23 protein-coding genes, 1 tRNA gene and 1 pseudogene are annotated in these 23,753 nt (G+C 72.0%); 10 read left to right on the top strand and 15 right to left on the bottom strand.

The window, feature by feature from the left end:
- The first annotated feature begins 41 nt into the window (after nt 1-41).
- Nucleotides 42-458 (top strand): MerR family transcriptional regulator, encoded by a 417-nt coding sequence (locus ACQ9ZG_RS30255; RefSeq protein WP_499281424.1) that lies wholly within the window; start codon nt 42-44, stop codon nt 456-458.
- 85 nt (nt 459-543) lie between these two features.
- On the opposite strand, the pseudogene ACQ9ZG_RS30250 reads toward ACQ9ZG_RS30255, so the two are convergent.
- The 7 genes and pseudogenes from ACQ9ZG_RS30250 to ACQ9ZG_RS30220 form a co-directional block, all read right to left on the bottom strand.
- Nucleotides 544-747: pseudogene (locus ACQ9ZG_RS30250) on the bottom strand (Tn3 family transposase); the annotation flags it as partial.
- A gap of 380 nt (nt 748-1,127) precedes the next feature.
- A complete protein-coding gene (locus tag ACQ9ZG_RS30245) occupies nt 1,128-1,475 on the bottom strand; it encodes an STAS domain-containing protein (protein ID WP_109914361.1) in 348 nt (115 codons plus the stop codon).
- A 369-nt stretch (nt 1,476-1,844) separates the two neighbouring features.
- Nucleotides 1,845-2,171, bottom strand: a complete 327-nt coding sequence (locus ACQ9ZG_RS30240; protein ID WP_109914360.1) for an SCO5918 family protein — start codon at nt 2,169-2,171, stop codon at nt 1,845-1,847.
- Between the two features lie 56 nt (nt 2,172-2,227).
- Nucleotides 2,228-2,632, bottom strand: a complete 405-nt coding sequence (locus ACQ9ZG_RS30235; protein ID WP_109914359.1) for a CBS domain-containing protein — start codon at nt 2,630-2,632, stop codon at nt 2,228-2,230.
- Between the two features lie 45 nt (nt 2,633-2,677).
- Nucleotides 2,678-4,171, bottom strand: coding sequence for a DEAD/DEAH box helicase (locus ACQ9ZG_RS30230; protein ID WP_109914358.1), 1,494 nt, complete (start codon nt 4,169-4,171; stop codon nt 2,678-2,680).
- 314 nt (nt 4,172-4,485) lie between these two features.
- Nucleotides 4,486-4,695 carry a cold-shock protein gene (locus tag ACQ9ZG_RS30225; RefSeq protein WP_109914357.1) on the bottom strand — a complete coding sequence of 70 codons (210 nt, stop codon included), beginning with the start codon at nt 4,693-4,695 and terminating at the stop codon, nt 4,486-4,488.
- On the bottom strand, nt 4,619-5,182 hold the full coding sequence (locus ACQ9ZG_RS30220) for an AdipoR/hemolysin III family protein (RefSeq protein WP_375138256.1): 564 nt from the start codon (nt 5,180-5,182) through the stop codon (nt 4,619-4,621). The genes ACQ9ZG_RS30225 and ACQ9ZG_RS30220 overlap by 77 nt, the downstream gene beginning before the upstream one ends.
- A 357-nt stretch (nt 5,183-5,539) precedes the next feature.
- Here ACQ9ZG_RS30220 and ACQ9ZG_RS30215 point away from each other — a divergent pair, with 357 nt between their 5' ends.
- On the top strand, nt 5,540-5,785 hold the full coding sequence (locus ACQ9ZG_RS30215) for a hypothetical protein (RefSeq protein WP_109914356.1): 246 nt from the start codon (nt 5,540-5,542) through the stop codon (nt 5,783-5,785).
- A gap of 4 nt (nt 5,786-5,789) precedes the next feature.
- On the opposite strand, the gene ACQ9ZG_RS30210 is transcribed toward ACQ9ZG_RS30215, so the two are convergent.
- Complete coding sequence (locus ACQ9ZG_RS30210; protein ID WP_181398074.1) at nt 5,790-5,936, bottom strand: hypothetical protein; 147 nt, start codon at nt 5,934-5,936, stop codon at nt 5,790-5,792.
- 818 nt (nt 5,937-6,754) lie between these two features.
- Between ACQ9ZG_RS30210 and ACQ9ZG_RS30205 the strand changes: the two genes are divergently transcribed.
- Together ACQ9ZG_RS30205 and ACQ9ZG_RS30200 are read left to right on the top strand one after the other, a co-directional pair.
- Entirely contained in the window at nt 6,755-7,216 is a 462-nt protein-coding gene (locus tag ACQ9ZG_RS30205; protein ID WP_375138255.1) for a helix-turn-helix transcriptional regulator, read from the top strand.
- Complete coding sequence (locus tag ACQ9ZG_RS30200) at nt 7,216-8,433, top strand: tyrosine-type recombinase/integrase (RefSeq protein WP_109914354.1); 1,218 nt, start codon at nt 7,216-7,218, stop codon at nt 8,431-8,433. The genes ACQ9ZG_RS30205 and ACQ9ZG_RS30200 overlap by 1 nt, the downstream gene beginning before the upstream one ends.
- A 110-nt stretch (nt 8,434-8,543) precedes the next feature.
- Here ACQ9ZG_RS30200 and ACQ9ZG_RS30195 read toward each other — a convergent pair.
- Together ACQ9ZG_RS30195 and ACQ9ZG_RS30190 are read right to left on the bottom strand one after the other, a co-directional pair.
- A tRNA-Pro gene (locus ACQ9ZG_RS30195) sits at nt 8,544-8,617 on the bottom strand.
- A gap of 49 nt (nt 8,618-8,666) precedes the next feature.
- Nucleotides 8,667-11,288, bottom strand: a complete 2,622-nt coding sequence (locus ACQ9ZG_RS30190; RefSeq protein ID WP_499281423.1) for an ATP-binding protein — start codon at nt 11,286-11,288, stop codon at nt 8,667-8,669.
- Between the two features lie 110 nt (nt 11,289-11,398).
- Between ACQ9ZG_RS30190 and ACQ9ZG_RS30185 the strand changes: the two genes are divergently transcribed.
- From ACQ9ZG_RS30185 to ACQ9ZG_RS30175, 3 genes are all read left to right on the top strand, one after another.
- On the top strand, nt 11,399-11,878 hold the full coding sequence (locus tag ACQ9ZG_RS30185) for a DUF309 domain-containing protein (RefSeq protein WP_084990728.1): 480 nt from the start codon (nt 11,399-11,401) through the stop codon (nt 11,876-11,878).
- A gap of 84 nt (nt 11,879-11,962) precedes the next feature.
- Entirely contained in the window at nt 11,963-12,475 is a 513-nt protein-coding gene (locus ACQ9ZG_RS30180) for a hypothetical protein (protein ID WP_109916164.1), read from the top strand.
- Nucleotides 12,476-12,679: 204 nt separating this feature from the next.
- Nucleotides 12,680-14,614, top strand: coding sequence for a DUF2264 domain-containing protein (locus tag ACQ9ZG_RS30175; protein ID WP_499281422.1), 1,935 nt, complete (start codon nt 12,680-12,682; stop codon nt 14,612-14,614).
- Nucleotides 14,615-14,789: 175 nt separating this feature from the next.
- On the opposite strand, the gene ACQ9ZG_RS30170 is transcribed toward ACQ9ZG_RS30175, so the two are convergent.
- The 4 genes from ACQ9ZG_RS30170 to ACQ9ZG_RS30155 all read right to left on the bottom strand — a co-directional run bounded on the left by ACQ9ZG_RS30170 (nt 14,790) and on the right by ACQ9ZG_RS30155 (nt 18,389).
- A complete protein-coding gene (locus ACQ9ZG_RS30170; protein WP_109914843.1) occupies nt 14,790-15,422 on the bottom strand; it encodes a LutC/YkgG family protein in 633 nt (210 codons plus the stop codon).
- On the bottom strand, nt 15,419-16,957 hold the full coding sequence (locus ACQ9ZG_RS30165; protein ID WP_499281421.1) for a lactate utilization protein B: 1,539 nt from the start codon (nt 16,955-16,957) through the stop codon (nt 15,419-15,421). The genes ACQ9ZG_RS30170 and ACQ9ZG_RS30165 overlap by 4 nt, the downstream gene beginning before the upstream one ends.
- The gene (locus ACQ9ZG_RS30160) at nt 16,954-17,724 is read right to left on the bottom strand and encodes a (Fe-S)-binding protein (protein ID WP_109917618.1); all 771 of its coding nucleotides are present in this window, start codon (nt 17,722-17,724) and stop codon (nt 16,954-16,956) included. The genes ACQ9ZG_RS30165 and ACQ9ZG_RS30160 overlap by 4 nt, the downstream gene beginning before the upstream one ends.
- 359 nt (nt 17,725-18,083) lie before the next feature.
- A complete protein-coding gene (locus tag ACQ9ZG_RS30155; RefSeq protein ID WP_109917363.1) occupies nt 18,084-18,389 on the bottom strand; it encodes a DUF3040 domain-containing protein in 306 nt (101 codons plus the stop codon).
- A 322-nt stretch (nt 18,390-18,711) separates the two neighbouring features.
- Here ACQ9ZG_RS30155 and ACQ9ZG_RS30150 point away from each other — a divergent pair, with 322 nt between their 5' ends.
- The 3 genes from ACQ9ZG_RS30150 (at nt 18,712) to ACQ9ZG_RS30140 (ending at nt 21,481) form a co-directional block, all read left to right on the top strand.
- Nucleotides 18,712-19,665, top strand: a complete 954-nt coding sequence (locus ACQ9ZG_RS30150; protein WP_028419777.1) for a HAMP domain-containing sensor histidine kinase — start codon at nt 18,712-18,714, stop codon at nt 19,663-19,665.
- A gap of 2 nt (nt 19,666-19,667) precedes the next feature.
- Nucleotides 19,668-20,372, top strand: coding sequence for a response regulator (locus ACQ9ZG_RS30145; RefSeq protein ID WP_181398401.1), 705 nt, complete (start codon nt 19,668-19,670; stop codon nt 20,370-20,372).
- A 191-nt stretch (nt 20,373-20,563) separates the two neighbouring features.
- On the top strand, nt 20,564-21,481 hold the full coding sequence (locus ACQ9ZG_RS30140; RefSeq protein ID WP_499281648.1) for a DUF2510 domain-containing protein: 918 nt from the start codon (nt 20,564-20,566) through the stop codon (nt 21,479-21,481).
- A 136-nt stretch (nt 21,482-21,617) separates the two neighbouring features.
- Here the strand turns inward: ACQ9ZG_RS30140 and ACQ9ZG_RS30135 are convergent, their stop codons facing one another.
- Nucleotides 21,618-23,678, bottom strand: coding sequence for a phosphocholine-specific phospholipase C (locus tag ACQ9ZG_RS30135; RefSeq protein ID WP_109916520.1), 2,061 nt, complete (start codon nt 23,676-23,678; stop codon nt 21,618-21,620).
- Nucleotides 23,679-23,753 lie beyond the last annotated feature (75 nt).

The following is a 23,753-nucleotide window of genomic DNA, read 5'->3' as shown; positions in this document are numbered from 1 at the left end:
GACGCGGCCCGCCACGACGGGAAGGGCCAGGGACACAGGTTGTGGACGACCAGCACATGCAGATCGGCGAAGTCGCCGCACGGACGGAGCTGTCCCTGCGCACCATCCGTCACTACGAGGAGACCGGCCTGGTCACCCCCTCCGCCCGCTCCCAGGGCGGCTTCCGCCTCTACACCGAGACCGACGTCGCCCGGCTCATGGTCATCCGCCGCATGAAGCCGCTCGGCTTCACCCTGGACCAGATGCGCGACCTCCTGAACGCCACCGACCGCCTCGACGGCGACGACGCTCTCGACGACGGCGAGCGCGAGGCGCTGCTGGAGCGCGTGCGGACCTACCGGCAGGCCGCCGCCGAGCAAGTGGAGAAGCTGCGCATCCAGCTGGAACGTGCCGAGGACTTCGCCGACACGCTGGGCACCCGCCTGGAGCAGAACGCTCCTGCCGCCCGCGGCGTCTAGAACCGCACCGCAGCCTCTCCTCCAGTCGGCACCACCTCCCTCTGCGGGCTGCGCGGGCCGGGCACGGCCCGGGCTTGTCCGCCCTGGCCAGATCCCCGTCCATGCCCTGGAAGAGGTCCTTGTTCGCGCTGTTCCAGTCCTCCACGACTTGCAAGCCCTCATGGATCTCCTGCCGAAGTTCGACATCGGCGAGGTAGTCGCAGACGAACGCCGTGCGCACCGCCCGCCCGAGTTCCTCGATCGCCTGATCGGTGGGGTGCATGGGTCCGCCGCGGGTGAAACGTGTTAGCTCCCGCCCGGGCCGATCCGGGTGGGCAGGACCAGTCGGCTGAATGCACCCGAGTCGCCGCGGCCCCGAACAGCAGTGGCAGAGCCCGCCCACCCCGGGGGCTCGCCCCCGGCTGGCAGATGTGAAGAACGAAAAGGGACATGGTTATGACTACCCATGTGGCGGAGACCGGTGGACGGCATCGTCTGGATCGTCAGCAAATCAACCACCGCACCGGGCGCTCCGGCAAGTCCAGGAGATCCGATACCGCCACGTCACCGGACCGCGGACCCACAGCACCGAGGGAGGCGGCAGCAACGCCTGATCGCCCGCAGTTCCTCGAATCCGGCCCTACCTACCGCACGCTGGACAGGCCCTGCCGGATGCCCACCGGACAGGCCCTACGGGGTGAGGCCAGCGGCCAGGTTGGGAAGGAGGGTGAAGAGGGTGGCGGCACCGGTGACGTGGAAGCGGCGCTGGACGGGGCCGGCGAGAGGGCCGACGAGCTGGAGGCCGGAGGTCTGGTGGGCGTGGAGGAGGTGGCTGAGGAGTTCCTCGTCGGCGAAGTCGAGCGCGGCGAGGTCGACGATCAGGGGCAGTCCTGATGCGGCTGCGCGGCGGAAAGCGGCATCCAGCTGGTGGCCCGCGGCGGGTCCGGTAGCTCCCCGCAGCACTATGACGTGCGCCGTCGGGTATTGCGTGTGCTGGATCAGCAGCCCGGTCTCGTCCTTGTCCGGTTTCCTGTACACGGGTCTCTTTCACCGTTCGGCCGGGCAGGCAGGAGGCGAGCCTGCCGGACTGGGATCTCCTCAACGCTCCGAACGCCGGGCGGGTGTGGGGTTGCAGGCGGGTTCTAGAGTAGCGACGAAGTACTGGGCGCGGGCCGGCCGCACGTTGGCTTCGCCGCCTACTCGGCGGCGGCCTGCCGGCAGCTCCGTACGCGCTCCAGGAGGGCTTCGCTCTCTTCGGCATCAAGGCCCACCCGGTGGGAAGCCGGTGCAAGGACTCCTCGGAATCCGGCCGACACCCGAGGCGCTTGAGGACAGCCTGGAGAAAATGCGCGACGGCCCGGGTTCACGCGGTCTGCCCCCTGCCGCCGGAAGCGGGAGCCGGGGTCCCTACCGCGTGGTGAGGATTCCGGCCGCAGGGGCGCCGAGCATCGCGGATGCCTGCTGCAACGGGGTGAGAACCTGGGTGGGTGCCGGGGCCGGAGTCGGGTTGCGGCAGGTGAAACCGAGCTGGGTCATGGCCCGCAGGATTTCGCCGGCGCTGAAGTCGCGGCGGTCCTGGCGGGTGATGACCTGTCCGACCTGCTTGAGGGGGTAGGTGCGTCGGCCGATGATCACCGATTGTCCGGAGGCGTGCTCGGGTTTGATGCCCTTCATCGATTCCAGGACGCTGCTCCTGGTCAGGTCGAAGGGGAAGCGGGCGATGACGAAGCGCATGATGCCTCACAGGGAGAGAAGCGACGATGGAGTGGTCCTGCCGCGGACGGGGCGGCTCAGCGGGCGAGGGCGAGTACGCCCAGGGCGCTGCCGTGTTCGTCGACCACGGGCAGGGCATTGATGTCGCTGTGGCGCATCATGTGCCCGGCTTCGGCCATGGTGGCCCATGGTGAGGTGAACGGTCCTCGGTCGCCGAGGATGTCCCGCAGCTGGACCCTGTCCGAGTACGCCGCGCTCTTACGGACTGCTGCGAGCCGGGCGTGGGTGACCAGGCCGATACACAGACTGCTGTCGTCGCAGACCAGCAGATGCCCGGTACGGGCACTGGCCATGACGGACAGGGCCACCTCGACGGTCATGTCGCCGTACACCTGTGGTCCGGCGGTGTCCATGGCGTCGGCCACCGTCCTGCCCACGGCTTTGGCCTCGGTCGAGCGGGGCTGCATCTGAACCAGCGTCAAAAGGTGCCTCCTGCACAAGTGAGTCAGCTTCCGGATCACGAAGTCTCAGGCCGCCGGGTTGACGGCGGACTGACGGGCGCTCGCACGCCGGGTCGCGGAGGCGGGACTGCGCCGGCCGCGTGAGGATGTGCTGCGCTGACGCCGCTCGGCCACCGGTGCGGTGATCGTCACGGGAATACCGGAGGGGGTCTGGGCGCCGGTGATGCGGCCGAGTGCCTCTTCGCCGGAGCGGATCTGAGTGGTCTGGGGCACGATCCCGGCGGCGGTCATGAGGCGGGTCATATCGCGGCGCTGGTTGGGGGTGACCAGGGTGACGACGCTGCCGGACTCCCCTGCCCGGGCGGTCCTGCCGCCGCGGTGGAGGTAGTCCTTGTGGTCGGTCGGCGGGTCGACGTTGACGACGAGGTCGAGGTTGTCGACGTGGATGCCGCGGGCGGCGACGTTCGTGGCCACGAGCACGGTGACGTGCCCGGTCTTGAACTGGGTCAGGGTCCGGGTGCGCTGCGACTGCGCCTTCCCGCCGTGCAGGGCGGCGGCCCGCACCCCGCTGGCCAGCAGGTGGTCGGTGAGCTTGTCCACGGCCCGCTTGGTGTCCAGGAACATGATGACCCGGCCGTCGCGGGCCGCGATCTCGGTCGTCGTACGGTGCTTGTCGGTGCCGTGGACGTGCAGCACGTGGTGCTCCATCGTCGTGACCGCACCGGCGGAGGGGTCGACGGAGTGGACGACCGGGTCGCTGAGGTAGCGGCGGACCAGGCGGTCGACGTTGCGGTCCAAAGTGGCGGAGAACAGCATCCGCTGCCCCTCGGGGCGGACCTGGTCCAGAAGTTCGGTGACCTGCGGCATGAACCCCATGTCAGCCATCTGGTCCGCCTCGTCGAGGACGGTGATCGCGACCTGGCCGAGCCGGCAGTCGCCGCGGTCGATGAGATCCTTGAGCCGGCCCGGCGTCGCGACGACGACCTCGGCACCGCCGCGCAGCGCACTCGCCTGCCGGCCGATCGACATACCGCCGACCACGGTGGCCATGCGCAGCTTGACCGAGCGGGCGTAGGGGGCCAGGGCATCGGTCACCTGCTGGGCCAGCTCGCGCGTCGGCACGAGGACCAGGGCGAGCGGCTGGCGCGGCTCGGCACGCTGACCGGCGGTACGGGCCAGCAGAGCCAGACCGAAGGCGAGGGTCTTGCCGGATCCGGTACGCCCCCGGCCCAGGGCATCACGGCCTGCCAGGGTGTTGGGCAGGGTCGCCCCCTGGATCGGGAACGGAACGCTCACGCCCTGGGCGGTCAGCGCCGCCAGCAGCTGTCCCGGCATGCCGAGTTCGGCGAACGCCTCGACGGGGGGCAGCGCGGGAGTGAGCGTGACCGGCAGAGCGAACTCGCCCTGGACCGCGGCGGGAACCCGCCGCCGGCCACCCGAGCGGCCCGAACCGCCGGAGCGGGCCGGGGCGGTCGAGTTGAAGCGGCTGCCGCCACGACCGGAGTCGGCGGTACGGCTGCGTGCGCGGGAGATGCGGCTGTTCGTACGGGTGGGGTTCATTCAGAACCTTCCTTGATACGGCACGTACCAAGGAATTCCCGCAGCGGAAGAACAGCGCAAGGAATCACAAGAACGGGCCGAGCGAAACGCGGAAATTAAATGCGGCCGGCGGTTTATCCCGGACCGGGATGCAGGCAATGAAACGAGTGAAGCCATAGGGGCGAGGAATCCAGACCACCGGCGAGCGGAACCCCGAAGGGGCGGGCAGCGATCTGCGGGCGAAGGTTCTTCCGCCCGGCACCACGGAGGCGGGAGGATGTCCGCAGCTGGGTCCCGCACCCCGAAGGATGGGGGGCCCAGCTACGAAGTGTGCGTCAGCGTCGGGCGAGAACGATGTTCTCGGCGGTCGGGCCCTTCGGGCTCGGTGCGATGTCGAAGGTGACCTTCTGGCCTTCGATCAGCTCACGAAGGCCCTCGGCAGCGATGTTCGAGAAGTGGGCGAACACGTCAGTACCGCCGCCGTCCTGCTCGATGAAGCCGAAACCCTTGGCCGCGTTGAACCACTTCACAGTGCCTGACGCCATGCCACATCTCCTTCGGGTGCAGGTACTCCGGGACCCGTGAGGCACGGGTCCCGTATCGCCGCGATGATGCCCCGACCGGAGAAACCGGAAATATAATGAAGCTTCCGCGGGCCGAAAATACCCAAGCAGAAGCCTGAAGCTCTGGGAACCACAACTGCAACCAAGACAGACAGTAGCACGCGCGGACGGCGAACACCCGATTACGGAAAGCGACCTGCTCGCGGCAGGAGAAACACTCTCCACCCAGCACGCCAAAAACTCGTTCGGCCGCGACAGGTACCTTAAATTTCCGGGCGCGTTTTTCGCAGATTTCGGCAAGCATGGCGGTCGCCGGGAAGACTGCTACGTAGTGCGCGGCGAACCCGGCGATGCTGAGCGCCGGGAAGACCTCGTGGAACCCGAACCAGCCAGGCCAGGGGCCCGGGTGCTTGAGGCCATAAACGGCAGCTCCCGGAGTGCAGAGGAGGCCGCAGGCGACAACGAGCACGGCCACCGGTGTCTGCGAAGGCGGGCAGGAGGAAGACCCAGGCCACACCGTTGATCCTGAGCCGGCACGGATACAGACCCCCGCCGCTTCGTACGGCCGATGGCGGTGGGTGGCCGTACCGGCACTCTGGCGTGCGGACCTGGCCCGGCAGGTGGCCGAGACCGCCGCCCTGGGCGTCGAGGCCGTTCGGCTGCGTAGCCCCCGCGAGGTCCGGCGCTGGAGGCGGCGGACAGCGAGAGGGCCGACGGTGAGCGGCTGACCGTACCGTACCGCCGACCCGAATTGCGGGCTCGGCGGTACGGGGCAACGGTGGATGAGGACCACATACCGACACCGTCGACCCCAAAAGGGAAAGCCATGGTCGTCAAGCTGCTGCACGAAAAGGGCCTGAAGGCCGAGCACGCCTACACGGCGGCGTTCGCCTCGATCGGTCTGTCCGTCGTCTCCTGGTACGGGTCGCTCAAGGGGGAGCCCGCCGGTACGGCGCGGGCCGACCGGTGGGGCATCTTCGTCGGTGAATGGGCACCGACCTTCTTCGCGCTCGGCCTGGCCCTGGCCAACTACGAACGCGACCATGACCGCCACCACTCCACCGCCCACTGACGGGTCAGGGCTGAGCCGTCCACGAGGTGACCGCCTCGAAGACGGCGTCTCCGCCGCCCCACGGCGTCGGAGCGCCCGCCGGGCCCAGCTCGGGCTCGGTGCCGTACCGGAGTTCATGAGCGCAGATCGGCGCGACCTCCCGGGTGGGCATAGCCACCGGCATCCCTGCCCAGAGGGGACTCGTCAGCCAGGCCACCGTCGCCCGGCTCGTACAGGGCCCAGCCGCGATCCTGGTCCCAGCCCCAGATACACGCCCCCCGGCCAGGCGTCCCCGCTCACGGAGTCCCGGGCGAACGCGAACACAGCCTCCAGCACGTCCTCTCCGACCTCCGTCCACCACTGCCGGGGCGCCACACCGGCGTTCTCCAGCTCGTCCCGGACCAGGATCGCCGCGCTGGAAGCGAGGTCGTTCGACGCACCCGTGCTGTACAGAGCCGAAAGACACCCGTCAGCGGTGGGAATGCCCTGGGACTTTTCTGGGACCTCCGGCCCCATCAAGCCGTACGAACGTGACATATCCGAAAGGTCATTCGCGCAGGTCAGCGACCATTGACCGCTCATCACGGCAGGTCACCGCACTCGCTGGTCTCTTCCGGGACATCTGATCTGCACGATCCGGCGGGCCCGCATTGAGCGTCACCAGCCCTGGGCGTCACATCGCCGCTCGCAGCTTTGACGCCACCTGACCTGCCCAACGCTCATCTGACACCCCATCAGAACGAGCGTCAGATGAGCGTCAAGATATCGCCCGTAACGCCCACACCGCACATAACGCGCATGCGCAATGCCGCAGGTCAGGCGCCCTTCGCCGCCGGTTCAAGGATCGCCACGCACTCCACATGATGCGTCATCGAGAAGCATTCAATCGGCACAGCACCTGACACTCGCCGCGTCGCGAGCGAGGGCAATGTAGCCGCCCATCGCCGGTTAGCCAAACCGGCGTATCTGCGGACGATTGTTGTCCATCGTTTGCCCCGAGCACCACTGCGGATCAGTCCACCAGAAGGGATTCACCGCTTCTGGCGCACGCAGAATCCCCCGACTTTCGACCTGCGGGCTGCGTCGCCCGTCGCCGACCGCTTTCCGCTGTATCCCTCCGGTGCTCTCCATACCCCCGGAGATCCACCACCCTTGCCCATCGGACCGATAGCAGCCTCCACAGACCGTCAGACGCACATAAAGAATGAGAAAGATGCCCAATTCATCCGAGATGACAGCCGGTCGTCTCTCCTGGCCAACGCCTGGTATTCGACACGCGACCTCGCCGCCTGCCTGCGCGTAGACACCTCGACGCTGCGCCGTTGGCGCACCGCCCGGCCGCCCCAGGGCCCGCCGTTCGTCGCCGTTTCGGAACGCGTCGTCATGTACAGCGCGGTCGACGTTGAGGAATGGCTACGTGGCCGCCGGACCGTCCCGAGCCGAGACGCATGATGGGCGAGAAGGCCGTTGTGCCGGTCGGTGTCCGGCTCACGACCGACATCGAGTACCGGCCTGATCGCCCCAACCCTTACCGAGCGCGGGTCCGCTGGTTCGACCCGGCTACGAAGCGGCGTCTGTCCCTGTCGGAGGGGAAGGCGGACGAGGACGAAGCGCAGGAGTGGCTCCAGTCGATCATCGAAGCGGCTGAGGCAGGGCTGTCCCCGTCGCTGGCCACCATGAAGCTCGCCGAGTACGGCAATGCGAACATGGACCTAGCGTTGCGAGGGCTGGAGTTGAAGACTCTCGACCCCTATCTCGCCGGCTGGCGGATGCGCGTCGTACCCGCCCTGGGCCACCTCGCAGTCCGGATGATCACCAACGGTGCCGTCGACCGCACCGTGCAGAACTGGATCGCCGACGAGCTCAGCCGCTCAACGGTCAAGAACACCATCGCCGTCCTGGTCCGCGTCATGGAGCAGGCAGTGCGCGACGGCATCATCAAGGTAAACCCCGCCCGAGTGACCGGCTGGCAGAAGCTCTACAAGCAGACCGAGGACGAACTCCTCGACCCACGCGCGCTCGCCCTGCCCGACTGGGAAACACTCCTCGCACTGGCCGACGCACTCGTGGCCGCCTCCCACGACGAGTACCGCGGCTGGGGAGACGTGGTCATCTTCGCCGCGTGCACCGCCGCACGAATCGGGGAGATCTCCGGCTGCCGCATCGGAGACATCGACACCACCCAGTGGATCTGGACCGTGCGCCGTCAGACCACACCCGCCCCCGGCGGACTGACCGACAAAGGCACCAAGGGCAAGCGGGCCCGCAAGGTTCCCATCGTCGAGGAGATCCGCCCCCTCGTCGCCCAGCGCATCCTGTCCGCCGGCCCCAACCCGGACGCCCGCCTGTTCACCGGCCCGCGAGGCGGACGCATCTCCACAGCCGTCCTGCGCGACGCCACGCACTGGGACGACGTGGTCACCAAGCTCGGCTATGAACATCTGCGCCGCCACGACCTCCGGCACACCGCGCTCACCTGGTTCGCCGACGCCGGGGTCCCAGTACACGTGCTCCGCAGGATCGCCGGCCACGGTTCCCTGACCACCACCCAGCGCTACCTGCACCCGGACGTCCGCAAGATCACGGCAGCCGGAGCGGCGCTCTCCGCCCACTTCAGCGCGCTGCGCGCACCACGCTCGCTACCGGGCCCCGTCGTCATGACCCGCTGACCCGGTCAAGGACGCCGGACCCCCGCCTGGTCCCCAACTGGTCCCCAAAAGTGATCAAGGGCCGGTCTCGGATTGCTCCGAAACCGGCCCTGATCTGCGACTGTCTCCAGTCGGGACGACAGGATTTGAACCTGCGACCCCTTGACCCCCAGTCAAGTGCGCTACCAAGCTGCGCCACGTCCCGCTGCGGTTCCTCCCGGTGGTCCGGGTGGCCGCGCAGGACAAACATTACCTCACTCCGAGGACCGGATCGACGTCCGTGCGTGCTGGGCGCGGGCCGCCAGTCCCTCGGCGCCGCAGGCCATGGCCTGCTTCTGGGCCCGGGCCAGTTCCCGGTGGGAGCCGATCGCGATGCCGTAGTCGACACGCGCCAGTGCGTGTTCGTAGGCGGAGGAGGACCTCTCCAGGTGGCGGACGGCCTCCGCGAGGAGTCGCTCGGCCTCCTCCGGCGGTGCGAAGAGGGCCATGCAGCGCAGGGATTCGCCGATGGCGGTGTCCGTACCGAACCGTTCGGCGTGCACCCGGGCCCGGGCCGCGAGGTGGGCGGCGCGCCCGGGGTCGTCGTCGGCCAGGGCGCGGGCGAGGTCGCCGGCCCAGGGTGCCCAGATGCCGTTGAACCGCTCGCGCGGCTCCAGGGCGGCACCGGCCGCCTCCAATTCCGCGATCGCCTCCTCCTTGCGGCCCTCGGCAAGCAGCAGGCGGCCCAGGATGCAGGGGCCGTCCGGCAGCACCATGGCGCTGGGGTAGGGCGGGCCGAAGCGGTAGCGATCGGCGATCTTGCGGGCCTCCGCCGTACGGCCCCGGGCCAGCAGTGTGTCGATGAGCAGGCATGCCGCGTCCCAGTGGACGGGCAGGCCGGAGCCGACGCGGTCGGCCAGGCGGAGCCCCTCGCGCAAGAAGCCCTCGGCCTCCGCGAGGCGGCCGCGACGGCGGTGCACCATGCCGAGCAGGGTGTGCGCGAAGGCCAGGTGGGCCCCGCTCCAGCCGGAGATCTCAAAGGCCCGCACGGCTTCGCCGAAGAGGCTGTCGGCCCGGTCGAGCTGGTCGGTGAAGGCGTAGGTGATCCCGACCATGGTGGGGAGTTCGAAGCCCCACTCGGAGTCGGTCCAGCCGAGGCCGCGGGCCGGGCTGCCGTCGACCAGGGCGCGTTCGCAGAGGTCGACGATGAGCTGGGCGTTCTCGCCGCGCAGCATGGCGTCGAAGGCGCGCAGGGTGAGCAGCGCCCGCTCGGCGTTGTCGCGGCCCTTGAGGTGGTCGGCGTTGCGGGTGAGGCGGCGGGAGCGGGCCGGACCGTCGTCCTCGGTGGCCTGCATGCCCTCCCACATGAAGTGCGCGGCCTGCAGTCGCATCAGGCCGGGGCCCGGTGCCGTACGGGCCGCTTCGGCGGCCAGGGCGAGCGCGGCGGCGAGCCGGAACGTCGCGTCGACCCGCAGGCCGTCGTCGAGGCCGGGCATGTCCAGGGCGGCGCGCAGGTGCTGCACGGTGGTGGGCGGGGAGCTGAGCAGGGTGGCGCAGCCCAGTTCGTACAGCAGCACCGCGCGGTCCTTCGGGCGGGGCGGCTCCTCCAGGGCCCGTTCCAGACAGCGCCTGGCCGCCTCCGGGGCGCCGACGGCGAGGTGCTGGCCGGCGGCTTCGCGGAGCTGGGCGACCAGTTCCTGGTCGTCGTCGGGGTGGACCTCCAGCAGGTGCCGGGAGGCCGCCGCGGCGCCGAGGCCGGCCCGGGTGATGGCCCAGGCGGCGCGGCCGTGCATCGCGGTGCGGGTGGCGGGCGGGATGGAGCGGTAGACGGCGGTCGCGATCAGCGGGTGGACGAACTCCAGCGGGTCGAAGCCGCTGACGATACGGGCGTCGCGCAGCCGGGCCGTGCAGTCGGCGGCCTCCGCCGAACTCATCCCGGCGAGGGTGGCGGCCAGTTCCTGGGAGATGTCGGTGCCGAGCACGGCGGCGGCCCAGGCGAACCGGTTGGCGTTGGTGCCGAGCCGCTCCAGTCGGGCGACGAGCCCGCTGCCCCGGGCGGAGGCGCCCAGCTCCCGCAGCTGCCCGGCCGACTCCTCGACCGGTGCCAGCTCCTGGTCCTGCACCTTGGCGACCAGCTCAACCGCCTCGTACGGGTTGCCGCCGGTGACCGCCCACACCTCGCGGCAGAACGGGTCGTCGGCGTGTTCGCCCAGGGCGGCGCGGGCCAGCTCGGCGGTGGCGTCCGGGGTCAGCGCCCGCAGGGCGACCCGGGTGACGTTGCTGTCCCCCTCCGCGTCGCGCTCGGCCGCGCGGTCGGCGACGTAACTGGCGTTGCGCTCGGCCATCTCCTGCGGCCGGTACGACTGGACGACGAGCAGCGGGAGTTCACCGAGCCGGGCCGTGAACGAGGAGAGCCAGGTGAGGGATTCGCCGTCCGCCCAGTGGGCGTCGTCCACCAGAAGCAGTAACGGCCGGTGGCTGAGGCGCGAGGCGAGCCGGGCGACGACGAAGTCGAGGCCGTCACGGACACCCTGCGGGTCGGGCTGCGGGCCGCTGGGCTCGGCCAGCCCGAGAGCGGGTGCGGTGGTGTCGTACCAGTCACCGAAGAGCGCCCGGGTCTCGTCGGGCGGGAACTGGTCGAGTGCGGGCTGCAGCAACTGCCGTACGACGTGGAACGGCACGGACGTGACGGTCTCGCCGCCCCGGGCGGACCAGATCGTGCAGCGGTCGGCGGCCATCGCCCGGATCTCCGCCAGCAGGGCGGTCTTGCCGAGCCCCGCCTCCCCGCTGAAGACCAGGAGCCCGCCGACGGCCTGCGCTCCGCACAGATCGTCCACCGCCCTCGCGGCAGCGGCGAGTTCCGGTTCACGTTCGTACAACGGCCGGGACGGCTTCATGCCCACCCTTCCCACATGGCATGCAGTGACGACGGTCGAGCCTAGTCGTGCGCGGGTGCCCATCGACAGGGTTCGGCCGATTCCCTGCAGGTACGAGGCACAATCGGGTAGTGGACGAGACGAGCAGGGACCGTGACACCGAGGGCCGGGCGCGCAACGCGCGCCCCCGGGACGGACTGGGGCGCCCCCTGCCGTACGGGAGCCCCGGGGTCGAGCGGCAGCCCGAGGGCGTCGTCCGTACGCCGGACGAGACGCTCCGGGAGGCGCAGCGGCTGCTGGACGCGGGGATGCCGTTCCATGCCCACGAGGTGTTCGAGGACGCCTGGAAGTCGGGGCCGCGGGCCGAACGCGAGCTGTGGCGGGGGCTCGCACAGCTGGCCGTGGGACTGACGCACGGAGCGCGTGGCAACCGGGCGGGAGGCGCGCGGCTGCTGCGCCGGGGCGCCGGGGCGCTCTCCTCGTACGGTGAGGCGTGGCCGTACGGGATCCGGGGCGGCGGACTGGTGGACTGGGCGCACGAGTTGGCCGACCGGGTGGAGGCGGGGCGTCCGGTCGATGCGGAGGCCGAGGCTCCGCGATTGCTGGGGTAGGCGGCCCGCAGGCTCGGAGCGGGCGGCGGCAGAACCCGGCGGTCCGGGAACGGGGCCGCCGCGCAGCCGTTACGATCCGGCCCCATGAGCACTTCTGACCAGGACCGGGTCCGGACCCAGCGCGAGGGGCGGGACCGGGGCACCGACACCCCGATAGCCGAGGGCACGACGGCGCGGGCTCCCGAGGACACCGCGGGCGACACCCGTACCGAAGCCGCCGGCACGGGGGCGGACGCGCCCGACAGCGCGGATTCCGCCGACGGCACAGAGACCGAAGGCGACGACCGGGACGGCACGGAGATCGCAGGCGACGACCGGGACGGCGAGGGTGACGGCGAGCGGAGGCTGACCCCGCGTCAGGCGCGGCGGCTGCGGATCGTCCTCTCCTCCGTGGGCATGATCGCCATGGGCGTGGTCCTCGCCCTGCGGATCGCGAGCCGGTCGTCGGTGCTGGTCGTCGGGGTGTACGGGCTCGCGCTGATCCTGTGCGGTGTGGTCATCGAGCTCAGCCGGAACGGCCGTACCCGGCTGGGCAGCTGGCTGCTCGGGGCCGGTCTGGTGGCGGCGGTCGGGGCGGACTGGCTGCTGCTTCCCTGAGGGGCGGGCTCTGGCGGGGAGGCACCGGGCTCCTTCTGGGCGATGTGATCGTTTGATCATTTCTGGTGGATTCCGTTGAATCTCTTGACCGTTTCCGATCACTCGATCAGGCTTCCCTGTGCCGACCGTGACCCGCGTCCATCGCCAGGCCGGCTTCCGTGTCCACCGGTCCACCGGTCACCACGAAGGGCCCGGCCTTCCCCCATGACGACCTTCCGCTCCCGCCCGCTCCCTTTCGGACTTCCCCCGGAGGACCGGGCGTCGAGCCCGTACACCGGGTACACCCGAGCGCACTGGGAGGCCGCCGCCGACGGGCTGGTGCACGCCGCCTGGCGGTGGGCCACCCCCGGCGGGGCACTGCTCGACCTGCCGGGGCCTCCGTCCCGTTCCGGGGTGCGCTCCGACGGGCTCGAAGGGTATGCGCGGACCTTCCTCGCGGCCGCCTTCCGGGTCGCCGGGGCCGGGGGGAGGGACCCGCACGATTGGCTGGATCGGTACGCGCGGGGCCTGGCGGCAGGCACCCGTACGCCGGGGCGGGAGGACGCGGAGTCCTGGCCCGTCGTCCTGGACCACCATGTGCAGGGGCAGCCCATGGTGGAATCGGCCTCCGTCGCGCTCGGGCTGCGGCTGACCCGGCCCTGGCTCTGGGACCGGCTGAAGCCCGGGGTCCGGGACCGGGCCGAGCAGTGGCTGCGGGGCGCGCTGCGGCACCTCCCGGCAGGCAACAACTGGTACCTCTTCCCGTACACGGTCGCCGGCTTCCTGGAGTCGGTGGGGCGGGGCGACGCGGAGACGGCCCGCGCGCGGGAGCGGGCGCTGGAGCTGCTGGAGGGCTGGTACCGGGGCGACGGCTGGTACGCCGACGGGGACGGGCGCGCCTTCGACCACTACAACGGCTGGGCCCTGCACCTGTATCCGGTGCTCGACGGCCTGCTGGCGGGCGACGGGCAGGCCCCGACGTCCCACGGGGCGCGGCTGCGTGAGCATCTGGAGAGCTTCTCGCTGATGTTCGGCGGCGACGGGGCCCCGCTGCACTTCGGGCGCTCCCTGACCTACCGGTTCGCCGCGGCCGCGGCGGTGGGGCTGGGCGCCGTGACCGGGCACACCCCGCTCGCCCCCGGGGTCTCGCGCAGGCTGGTCAACGGATCGCTGCGGTACTTCCTGGAGCGCGGGGCGGCCTCGGAGGACGGGCTGCTGAGCCTCGGCTGGCACGGCCCCCATCCGGCGACCCTGCAGTCCTATTCGGGTCCCGCGTCGCCCTACTGGGCGTCGAAGGCGTTCGTCGCGCTGCTGGCCCCCGCCGGGCATCCCCTGTGGGCGTCGGTCGAGGAGGCGGCGCCGAGCGAGGGACCGGACCGGGTGCTCTCCGTCCGGGCACCGGGGTTCCTCGTGCAGTCGACGCGCGCCGACGGGGTCGTGCGGCTGCACAACCACGGCAGCGACCACGTCCGCCCCGACGAGGGCGAGTCGGCGGCCGGCACGGACCCGCACTACGCCCGGCTCGCCTACTCCACCGTGACCGGGCCGACCGCGGCGGCGAACCCGGCGGACAACCACCTGTCGGTGGTGGTCGAGGGGGTACGCAGCACCCGGCGCCGTATCCGTCCGCTCGGGGCCGGACACGGCGAGGGCTGGGGCTGGGCCGGGTCCTGGCACGTCCCCGTGTTCCCGTCCGGCCCCTCCACCGTCCCCGGCCTCCGGGTGGAGAGCGTGACGGTGGCCCGGGGCCGCCACGAACTGCGGGTCCACCGGGTGCTGGGGGCGCCCGACGGCGCACGGGCCGAGCTGACCGGCTGGGCGGCGGAGCCGGGCGGCCCGCTCCGCTCGCGGTTGTACGGGCTCCACGGCTGGGCGGCGGCGGAGCCGGAGGACGTACGGGCCCCGCAGGGCACGGCGTACACCCGCTGGGCGGTGCTCCCCCGGCTGACCGCCGACGCCTCCGGGGCGGTGGTCCTGGTGGCCCTCGCGTCACTCACGGCGGACCCGGAGGCCGGACCGATGGAGCCGGTCGTGGAGGCGGTGGACGTGCGGCCCGGCCCGGACGGCGGCACGGTCGAGGTCCGGGCCGACTGGGCGGAGGACGGTACGAGGACGCGGATCCTCCTGGGGCGGGACGCGGTGGCCGTGGACCACGCGTAGCCGGGGCGCGGCCCGCCCTGGCCGGGGCGCGGCCCGCCCTGGCCGGAGCGCGGCCCGCCCTGGCCGGAGCGCGGCCCGCCCTGGCCGGAGCGCGGCCCGCCCTGGCCGGAGCGCGACCCGCAATCGACCCGGGCTCGGTCGCGGTGGGCCACGCGGGGTCAGGACCTCGGCCCGGTCATCTGTCGGTGCGGATCACCACCACCAGCCTCCGGGGGCCGTGCACGCCCTCCACCCGTTCCAGTTCGATGTCGGAGGTGGCCGACGGCCCGCTGATCAGCGTCGTCGGCCGCTCGGGCACCAGCCGGGCCACCGCCTCCGGCACCCCGGCCGCGACGGCGGAGAGGTCGACGACGCAGAGGTGCAGATCGGGGACGAGGGAGAGCGCCCGGCGCCCCTGGCCGGGGGAACCGTCCAGGAAGATCGTGCCCGTCTCGGCGCAGGCCGCGGCGGAGGCGGTCACCACGGCGTCCAGGGCGTCCAGTTGCGGCGCGGGGATGTCCGCCGTGTCCGGGCGGACCTCGCCGTCGTACGCGTCGAGCCAGCGCGGATCCAGTCCGGCGGGCACACCGGTCCGGCGGGCGCCGTGGTCGCGCAGTACGCGGGCGACGACCTCCCCGGTGCGGTCGGCGGTGCAGGGATGGACCTCGGCCCGGTAGTCGACGAGCCGGTCGGTGAAGAGGGCGAGGCGTTCGGCGTCGGGGAGGGTCCGGCCGGTGCGGTAGCCGCGCGGTACGGCGGTGGCGGGCGTCGGGGCCAGGGCCAGGGCGTCCCGCACCCGCCCGAGCACGGTGTCGCGTGCGCTGGTCACTCCGTACCGCCCTCTCCCCCGTCCGGGGTGTGTTCACCGGCGGCCGCCCGGAGCGTGGCACGGCCCTCGGCCGAGGCGTACCAGGCGCGGAAGGTCTGTCGGGGCGGGGCGGCGGTGTCGCGGCTGTCGCTCCAGCCGCCGAAGGGCGGGGGCAGCCGGGAGATCGTCCCGTCGCGGCCGGCGAGGGCGCGGCCGAGTCCGGCTGTCCTCTGCGCGCCCGTGTACAGCGTGGGCCGCTTCATCACGGCGGCGGCCGCCCTCATCGCGAGCTTCTCGGCGGTGGTGCCGGTCTGCTCGGTGTGCTGATGGCGCAGCTCGACCAGCAGCGAGGGGATGTCGATCTTCACCGGGCAGGCGTCGTAGCAGGCTCCGCAGAGGGTGGAGGCGTACGGCAGCGAGCTGTTGGGGTCGTCGGCGGTGGCGTCCATCCCGGCGAGCTGCGGGGTGAGGACGGCGCCGATCGGGCCGGGGTAGGTCGAACCGTAGGCGTGGCCGCCGGTCCGTTCGTAGACCGGGCAGACGTTGAGACAGGCCGAGCACCGGATGCAGGTGAGCGCCGCGCGTCCGACGGCGTCCGCGAGGGCCGCCGTACGGCCGTTGTCGAGCAGCACCAGATGGACGTCCTGCGGCCCGTCGCCGGGGGTCACCCCGGTCCACAACGAGGTGTAGGGGTTCATGCGCTCCCCCGTGGCGGAGCGCGGCAGCAGTTGCAGGAAGACCTCCAGGTCCCGGTAGCGCGGCAGGACCTTCTCGATGCCCATCACGGTGATCAGCGTCTCGGGGAGGGTGAGGCACATGCGGCCGTTGCCCTCGGACTCGACGACGGCGAGGGTGCCGGTCTCCGCGACACCGAAGTTGGCGCCGGAGACGGCGACCTTCGCCGTCATGAACTTCTCGCGCAGATAGGCGCGGGCGGCTGCCGCGAGATGGGCGGGGACGCTGTCCAGCTCCGGGTCGACGCCGGGGATGTGGTCCAGGAAGATCTGCCGGATCTCGTCCCGGTTGCGGTGGATGGCGGGGACGAGGATGTGCGACGGCCTGTCGTGGGCGAGCTGCACGATGAGTTCGGCGAGGTCGGTCTCGTACGGGGTGATGCCGGCCGCCTCCAGATGCTCGTTGAGGCCGGTCTCCTGGGTGGCCATCGACTTGACCTTGATGACCTCGCCGCTGCCGGCGGCCCTGACCAGCCGGGTGACGATCTCGTTCGCCTCGGCGCCGTCCCGCGCCCAGTGGACGGTGCCGCCGTGCTCGGTCACCTTGCGCTCCAGCTCTTCGAGGAGTTCGGGCAGCCGGTTCAGCGCGTCGGTCTTGATGGCGGCTCCGGCCTCGCGCAGGGCCTCCCAGTCGGGGAGTTCGCCGGTGACGTTCAGGCGTTTGGCGCGGATCGTGGTGGTGGCCTTGTGGAGGTTGCGGCGCAGCTGTCCGTTGCCGAGCTCCTGGTGCGCGGCGCGGGGGAAGGGTTCGTCTCCGCGCAGGTTGCCGGTGCCGTACGGGGAGCGGGGCGGCCGGGCGGGCATGCCGAGGAACGTGCTCATACGGCGGTGGCCTCCGTGAGGGGGTCGGGCGTCGCGCGGGTGGCGGCGAGGATCCGGGCGAGGTGCAGGGTGCGGGTCCTGGAGCGGGCGCGGGAGAGTCCGCCGCCGATGTGCATCAGGCAGGAGGAGTCACCGGCGGTGCAGACCTCGGCCCCGGTGGTGGCGATGCCAGCCAGCTTGTCGTGGAGCATCGCGGTGGAGGTCTCGGCGTTCTTCAGCGCGAACGTGCCGCCGAACCCGCAGCAGGAGTCGGCGCCGGGCAGCTCGACGAGGTCGATGGAGTCCACGGCCCGCAGCAGCCGGAGCGGGCGGTCCCCGACGCGGAGCATCCGCAGGGAGTGGCAGGTCGGGTGGTACGTCACCCGGTGCGGGAAGTAGGCGCCGACGCCGGTCACCCCGAGGACGTCGACGAGGAGTCCGGAGAGTTCGTACGTCTTCGCCGCGACGGTGGCCACTGCGGCGCGCAGGGCGGCGTCCCCGTAGCGGTCCGCGACGATCGCGTGCTGGTGGCGGACCGAACCGGCGCACGAGCCGGACGGCATGACGACCGCCTCGATGGAGGCGTCACCGAACTGTTCGGCGAAGTCACGGACCAGGGGGACGGGCTCGCGCTGGTAGCCGGTGTTGATGTGCATCTGCCCGCAGCAGGTCTGCCCGGGCGGGAACACCACCTCGTGCCCCAGGCGGGCCAGCAGGACGGCGGTGGCGCGCACCGCGTCGGGGAAGAGCGTGTCGCCCAGGCAGGTGGCGAAGAGTCCGATGCGCATGGGGCCTTTCCCGGTGACCGGTGAGGGGTTCTCGCCGGGGGTGTCTCGCTGGGGTTGCTCGTTGGGCTTCACGCTAGGGGGATTCAGGGCCGCGCGATGGCCGATGGGGCGTTCTCGCCCGCACGTTTCGTCGGCGGCGGGGCCGCCGAGGGCGGGTTCTCACCGGCCGGACGGCGACCGGCGGGACGACCGGCGGGACGACCGACGGCCGGACGGTGGCCGACGGGACGACCGGCGGCGGGTGCCCGCCTCCCGCCGGGGGCGCCCCGGGCACGCGAAAGCCCCGACCGGTTCGGCGGTCGGGGCTTCGGCCGGCCCTTGCGGAGGGGCCGGGGGTGCGGCGGTGCGGTCGCCGCGTGTCAGTCGGTCCGTGGGTTCCCGGGGGCGTTCGGGATGTCCTTGCCGTGCCGGCGGCCGCGCTGCGGGTCGAAGAGGTGGGCGGCCGCTCCCGACACCACCAGCCCGGTGGCGATCAGGAGGCCGTGGCCGATGCCGATCCCCATGCCCAGGGCGGTGAGGCCGAAGGCCATGCAGAGCCAGGCGTTGCGGCGGCGGTACTCACGGGGGCTGCGCGGAGTCCCGTCGGCCATGGCGGCGGCGAAACCGGGGTCGTCGCGATGGAACTGCTCCTCGAGGGCTCGCAGCTTCTCGTCGTACGTCGGCATCGTGGCTCCCTCCCGGTACGGAGGCCTCTCGGCCCCTCCAGCAGGGCCGGCCCCGCACTGCGGCACGGGCAGGGCCCCCGGGCCCTGAGTTCATGATCGGAGGAGAGGTACGGGAGGGCCATCGGGGGCAGCACCCATATCCGGGGGTGTGCACCATGCAGATGCGGCACCGCCCGTCCGCCGTGGCGCCGCCGGATCGGCGGCCACCCGGGTGACGGCGGTTTCCCGCGCGCAGCGACGATAGTGGAGGCTGTCGACACCCTCGTCAACGCCCGCCGCCACCCGCCCCGCCCTCGCAACGCCCGATGGAGGCCGTGCTCCCTTGTCCCTGTTCTGGAGGATCTTCCTGCTCAACGCCGCGGTGCTCGTCGCGGCGGGGGCCCTGCTGCTGCTCGGCCCGATCACCATCTCGACGCCGGTCCTGCTCACCGAGGCGATGATCCTGACCGGCGGGATCGCCTTCATGCTCGCCGCCAACGCGGCCCTGCTCCGGCTGGGCCTCTTCCCCCTCCAGCGGGTCACCCGGGCGATGACCACGACGGACCTGCTGCGCCCGAGCCCGCGCCCCGAGGTGGCCGGGCACGGCGAGATCGCCGCCCTGATCGAGACGTTCAACACGATGCTCGACCGGCTGGAGGCGGAACGCGCCACGAGCAGCGCCCGTGCTCTCTCCGCGCAGGAGGCCGAGCGGCGCCGGGTGGCCCAGGAGCTGCACGACGAGGTCGGCCAGACCCTCACCGCGGTGCTGCTGGAGCTGAAGCGGGTGGCCGACCAGGCTCCCGAGCCGCTCCGCGAGGAGCTGCGGCAGGTCCAGGAGATCACCCGCGGCTCCCTGGACGAGATCCGCCGGATCGCCCGCAGGCTGCGCCCCGGGGTGCTGGAGGAACTGGGCCTGGTCAGCGCGCTCACGGCGCTCTCCACCGAGACACCGACGCCCGACGGGCTGACGGTCCGCCGGCAGATGGGCAAGGACCTGCCGGAGCTGGACGCCGAGGCCGAGCTGGTCATCTACCGGATCGCGCAGGAGGCCCTCACCAACACCGTCCGCCACGCCGGTGCGTCACGGCTCGAACTCTCGCTGCGCCGCAGCCCCTGCGGGGTGGAGCTGCTCATCCGCGACGACGGCCGGGGGCTCGGGGACGCCCCCGAGGGCGCGGGGCTGCGCGGGATGCGCGAGCGCGCCCTGCTGGTCGGGGCCGAGCTGTTCCTCGGCCCGGGGCCGCGGGGCGGTACCGAAGTACGTCTCGATGTGCCCGTACGGAACGGAAGCCGCTGACCATGTCCCTCTCCTCCCCGTCCCCTCTCCCCTCCCCGTCCGCCTCCGCCCGCCCCGCGGCGCCGACCCGGATCCTGCTGGCGGACGATCACGCCCTGGTACGCCGGGGAGTGCGGCTGATCCTCGACGGCGAGCCGGACCTCACGGTCGTGGCCGAGGCGGGCGACGGCGCCGAGGCCATCGAGATGGCCCGTGCCGAACGGCCGGATCTGGCCATCCTGGACATCGCGATGCCCCGGCTGACGGGGCTGCAGGCGGCCCGCGAGCTGTCCCGCGTCCTGCCCGGCCTGCGCATCCTGATGCTGACCATGTACGACAACGAGCAGTACTTCTTCGAGGCGTTGAAGGCGGGAGCGGCCGGGTACGTCCTCAAGTCGGTCGCGGACCGTGATCTGGTGGAGGCCTGCCGGGCGGCGATGCGCGACGAGCCGTTCCTCTACCCGGGCGCGGTCACGGCGCTCATCCGCAACTTCCTCGACCGGGCCAAGGAGGGCGAGGGGCTTCCGGCGCGGGCGATCACCGAACGCGAGGAGGAGATCCTCAAGCTGGTCGCGGAGGGGCACTCCTCGAAGGAGATCGCCGAGCTGTTGGTCATCAGCGTCAAGACCGTGGAGCGGCACCGCGCCAACCTGCTCCAGAAGCTCGGGCTGCGCGACCGCCTGGAACTCACCCGGTACGCGATCCGCGCGGGCCTGATCGAACCGTGAGGGCCGCCGGGCCGCCGGCCGCCCGGACACACGGCCGCAGGACACACGGATCCACAGACACCCGGACGCACAGGCCCGCAGACGCGCGGACACCCAGGCGCGCGGACCGCCGTGCCGCGGCCGCCCCGGTCACACCGTGGTCGGTTCATACGATTCTCACCCGACCCGCATAAAGTGCACCCGTGACCCAGATGACCCCGCCCGGCTGGCACCCAGACCCCGGGCATTCAGGCAAAGGCCCCGACCAGGAACGCTGGTGGGACGGGGTGCAGTGGACCGGCCATGTCCGCCCGTCGCCCGCCGCGGCCCGCCGCCGCGGCCTCCGTATCGGCGTCGGCGTGACCGTCGGCGCGGTGGTGCTCGCCGCGATCGGGGGCGGGGTGTACCTGCTGGGCGAGCGCGACGGCGACCGGCAGGGGGTCGCGGCCGCCACACCGTCCGCCACCCCCTCCGCCCCGGGCGGCCCCGGCGCACCCGACGGCGGCGGCGACGGCGGGAACAAGGACGGCGGTGAGGACGGCGGTGAGGACGGCGACGGGGGCCCGGACGGGCAACTCCCGCCGACGGAGCCGGGTTACGCCACGGACCTGGCCGCCGGAATCAGCATGCCGGTGCCCCAGGGGTGGAAGGGCAGGTCGGCCGCGGTCGGCGCCGGGCTGACGACGGGCGAGCACCCCTGCCCCGGCGGCTCGGCCAAGACGTGCGTGCGCGGCGGGATCTTCTCGGCCCCCGCGGCGGCCTACAAGCTCACGGCCGGTTCCCCGGAGGAGGCGGCCAAGAAGGACATCGCCGCCAACGCCGAGGAGTCCTACGGCGGGGACGCCTACGGGACGATCACCTCGCACGAGGAGATCAAGTCCGCCGAGGTCACCGTGGCGGGCCAGAAGGGGTACGCGGTGCGCTGGAAGGTGGTGACGGAGAAGGGCGACGACGGCTACGTGGAATCCCTGGTCTTCCCCTCCCCCGCCTCCAAGGACATGCTCGTCGTGGTCCGCTCCGGCTTCGACATCAACAAGGACGCGCCGAAGCTGTCCGTCCTGGACGAGATCACCAAGGGCATCAAGAAGGCGGCACCGGCCGCGGGCGCGACCAACGGCGGAGCCGCCTGACCCGCGCACGCCCGTCAGGGGCCGGGCATGACCGTCAGGGGACAGGCGCGTCCGGGCATCACCGCCAGGGGTCGGGCAGGGACCGCGCACTCGCGCCGCCCACGCCCGGCCCCGCCAGGCCGCCCCTTCCCGCAGGTCAGCCCGTGACGATCGCGGGGTCGCTGACCCCGGTGGCCCCCGTCTCCACATGGCCCGCGAACCGCCGCAGGAAGCCCGGCTCCCCGTCGAGGGTCACCGACACGTCGTACCAGCGCCTGCCCGCCCGCAGGTCCACCGTGCGCGAGACCGTGGCCCCGGGCCGCACGGTGAGGGTCTGCTCCGCTCCCCCGTAGGCGTCGGTGATGGTCAGTACGGCGTCGGCGGCGCCCGGGTTGGTGAGCGTGAGGTCCAGGTTGCCGCTGGTGGCGTTGTGGCGCGCGGTGGCCTCGGGCCCGGCGGTGGCGCCCGGACTCCGGAACGTACGCAGGAAGCCGTTGGGGCCGTGCACGGTGAGGTCGTGGCTGCCACCGGAGTAGGCGGAGTTCCAGCGGTCGGTGAGGGTGCGGCCCGCGCCCGTGGTGTAGGTCCACGGGGCGTCGGTGCGGTTGCCTGAGGTGACGTAGAACTGCGCCCCGGCCGTCGTGCCCGGGCTGAACGTGAGCGCGATCCGCCCGCTCTCCGGTTCCACCGCCGCGTCCGCGTACGGCTCGTACGGCAGCGGCCGGGTCGGACGGCTCCCGGGCTCCTGGACGGGCATGGCGCCGACGGCCGGCGGGGTGGGCCGGTAGTCGGGGTGCCGCTCGCGGTCCGGGGGCTCGTACCCGGAGGTGTCCGGCAGGTCGTCGGGGGCGGGCGCGGACCGGCCGAAGTCGAAGGCGGAGGTGAGGTCGCCGCAGACCGCCCGCCGCCAGGGCGAGATGTTCGGCTCGTGGACGCCGAAGCGCTGCTCCATGAACTGCAGCACGGAGGTGTGGTCGAAGACCTGGGAGCAGACGTAACCGCCGGTGCTCCAGGGCGAGATGACGAACATCGGCACGCGCGGGCCCAGCCCGTAGGGGCCGGGTCCGTAGGAGGGTCCGCCCGGGTAGGTCTCGGTGGTGGTGTCGGCCGTGGAGAGGCCCTGGGCGGCGGAGGACGGCGGGTAGGGCGGGACGACGTGGTCGAAGAAGCCGTCGTTCTCGTCGTACGTGATGAACAGGGCGGTACGGCTCCACACCTCGGGGTCGGAGGTGAGGGCGTCGAGCAGCCCCGCGATGTACCAGGCGCCGTAGTTGGAGGGGAAGTTGGAGTGCTCGCTGAAGGCCTCGGGGGCGGCGACCCAGGAGATCTGCGGCAGCTTCCCGGACTGCACGTCGGCGGCGATGGCGTCGAAGTAGCCGCCGCCGGCCTTCACGTCGGTGCCGGTGCGCGCCTTCTCGTACAGCGGGTCACCGGGCCGGGCGTTGCGGTAGTTGTGGAAGTAGAGCAGCGAGTTGCAGCCGTAGTTGCCCCGGTAGGCGTCGTCGATCCACCCCCAGCGCCCGGCCGCGTCCAGTCCGTCCCCGATGTCCTGGTAGATCTTCCAGGAGACCCCGGCCTCCTCCAGCCGCTCGGGGTACGTGGCCCAGCCGTACCCCTGCTCCTCGTTGCCGAGCACGGGTCCGCCGCCCGCCCCGTCGTTGCCGGTGTATCCGGACCAGAGGTAGTAGCGGTTGGGGTCGGTGGCCCCGATGAAGGAGCAGTGGTAGGCGTCGCAGATGGTGAAGCGGTCGGCGAGCGCGTAGTGGAACGGGATGTCCTCGCGGGTCAGATAGGCCATGGTCGTCGGCGTCTTGGCCGGCACCCACCGGTCGTACCGCCCCCCGTTGTACGCCCGGTGGCCGCCCGGCCAGTCGTGGTTGAGCCCCTGGAGGAACTGCATCCCGAGGTCGTCGGCGGTCGGGTGGAACGGCAGCGTCACCTTCCCCGCCGCATCCGCCTGGTGCCAGACGGACTGCCCGCTCGGCAGCGTCACGGGCCGCGGGTCACCGAACCCGCGGACGCCCTTCATCGCTCCGAAGTAGTGGTCGAAGGAACGGTTCTCCTGCATCAGGACCACGATGTGCTCGACATCCCGGATCGTCCCGCTGGCCCGGTGCGCGGGGATCGCGGCAGCCCGGTCGATGCTGCCCGCCAGGGCGCTGAATCCCGCGGTCGCACCGGCTATCTGGAGAAACCGGCGCCGATTCATCTCAGTCATGCGTGGGGGCCTCTTGGAGTGGGGGAACAGAAGCGAACAGAATGCTCCAAGAGAAGCCAACAGAAGGGAAGAGGC

This window comes from Streptomyces araujoniae, from assembly GCF_050871195.1.
GTDB lineage: Bacteria > Actinomycetota > Actinomycetes > Streptomycetales > Streptomycetaceae > Streptomyces > Streptomyces bacillaris.
The sequence above is the reverse complement of the archived record's forward strand: the minus strand, read 5'-3'. Positions and strand labels throughout refer to the sequence as shown.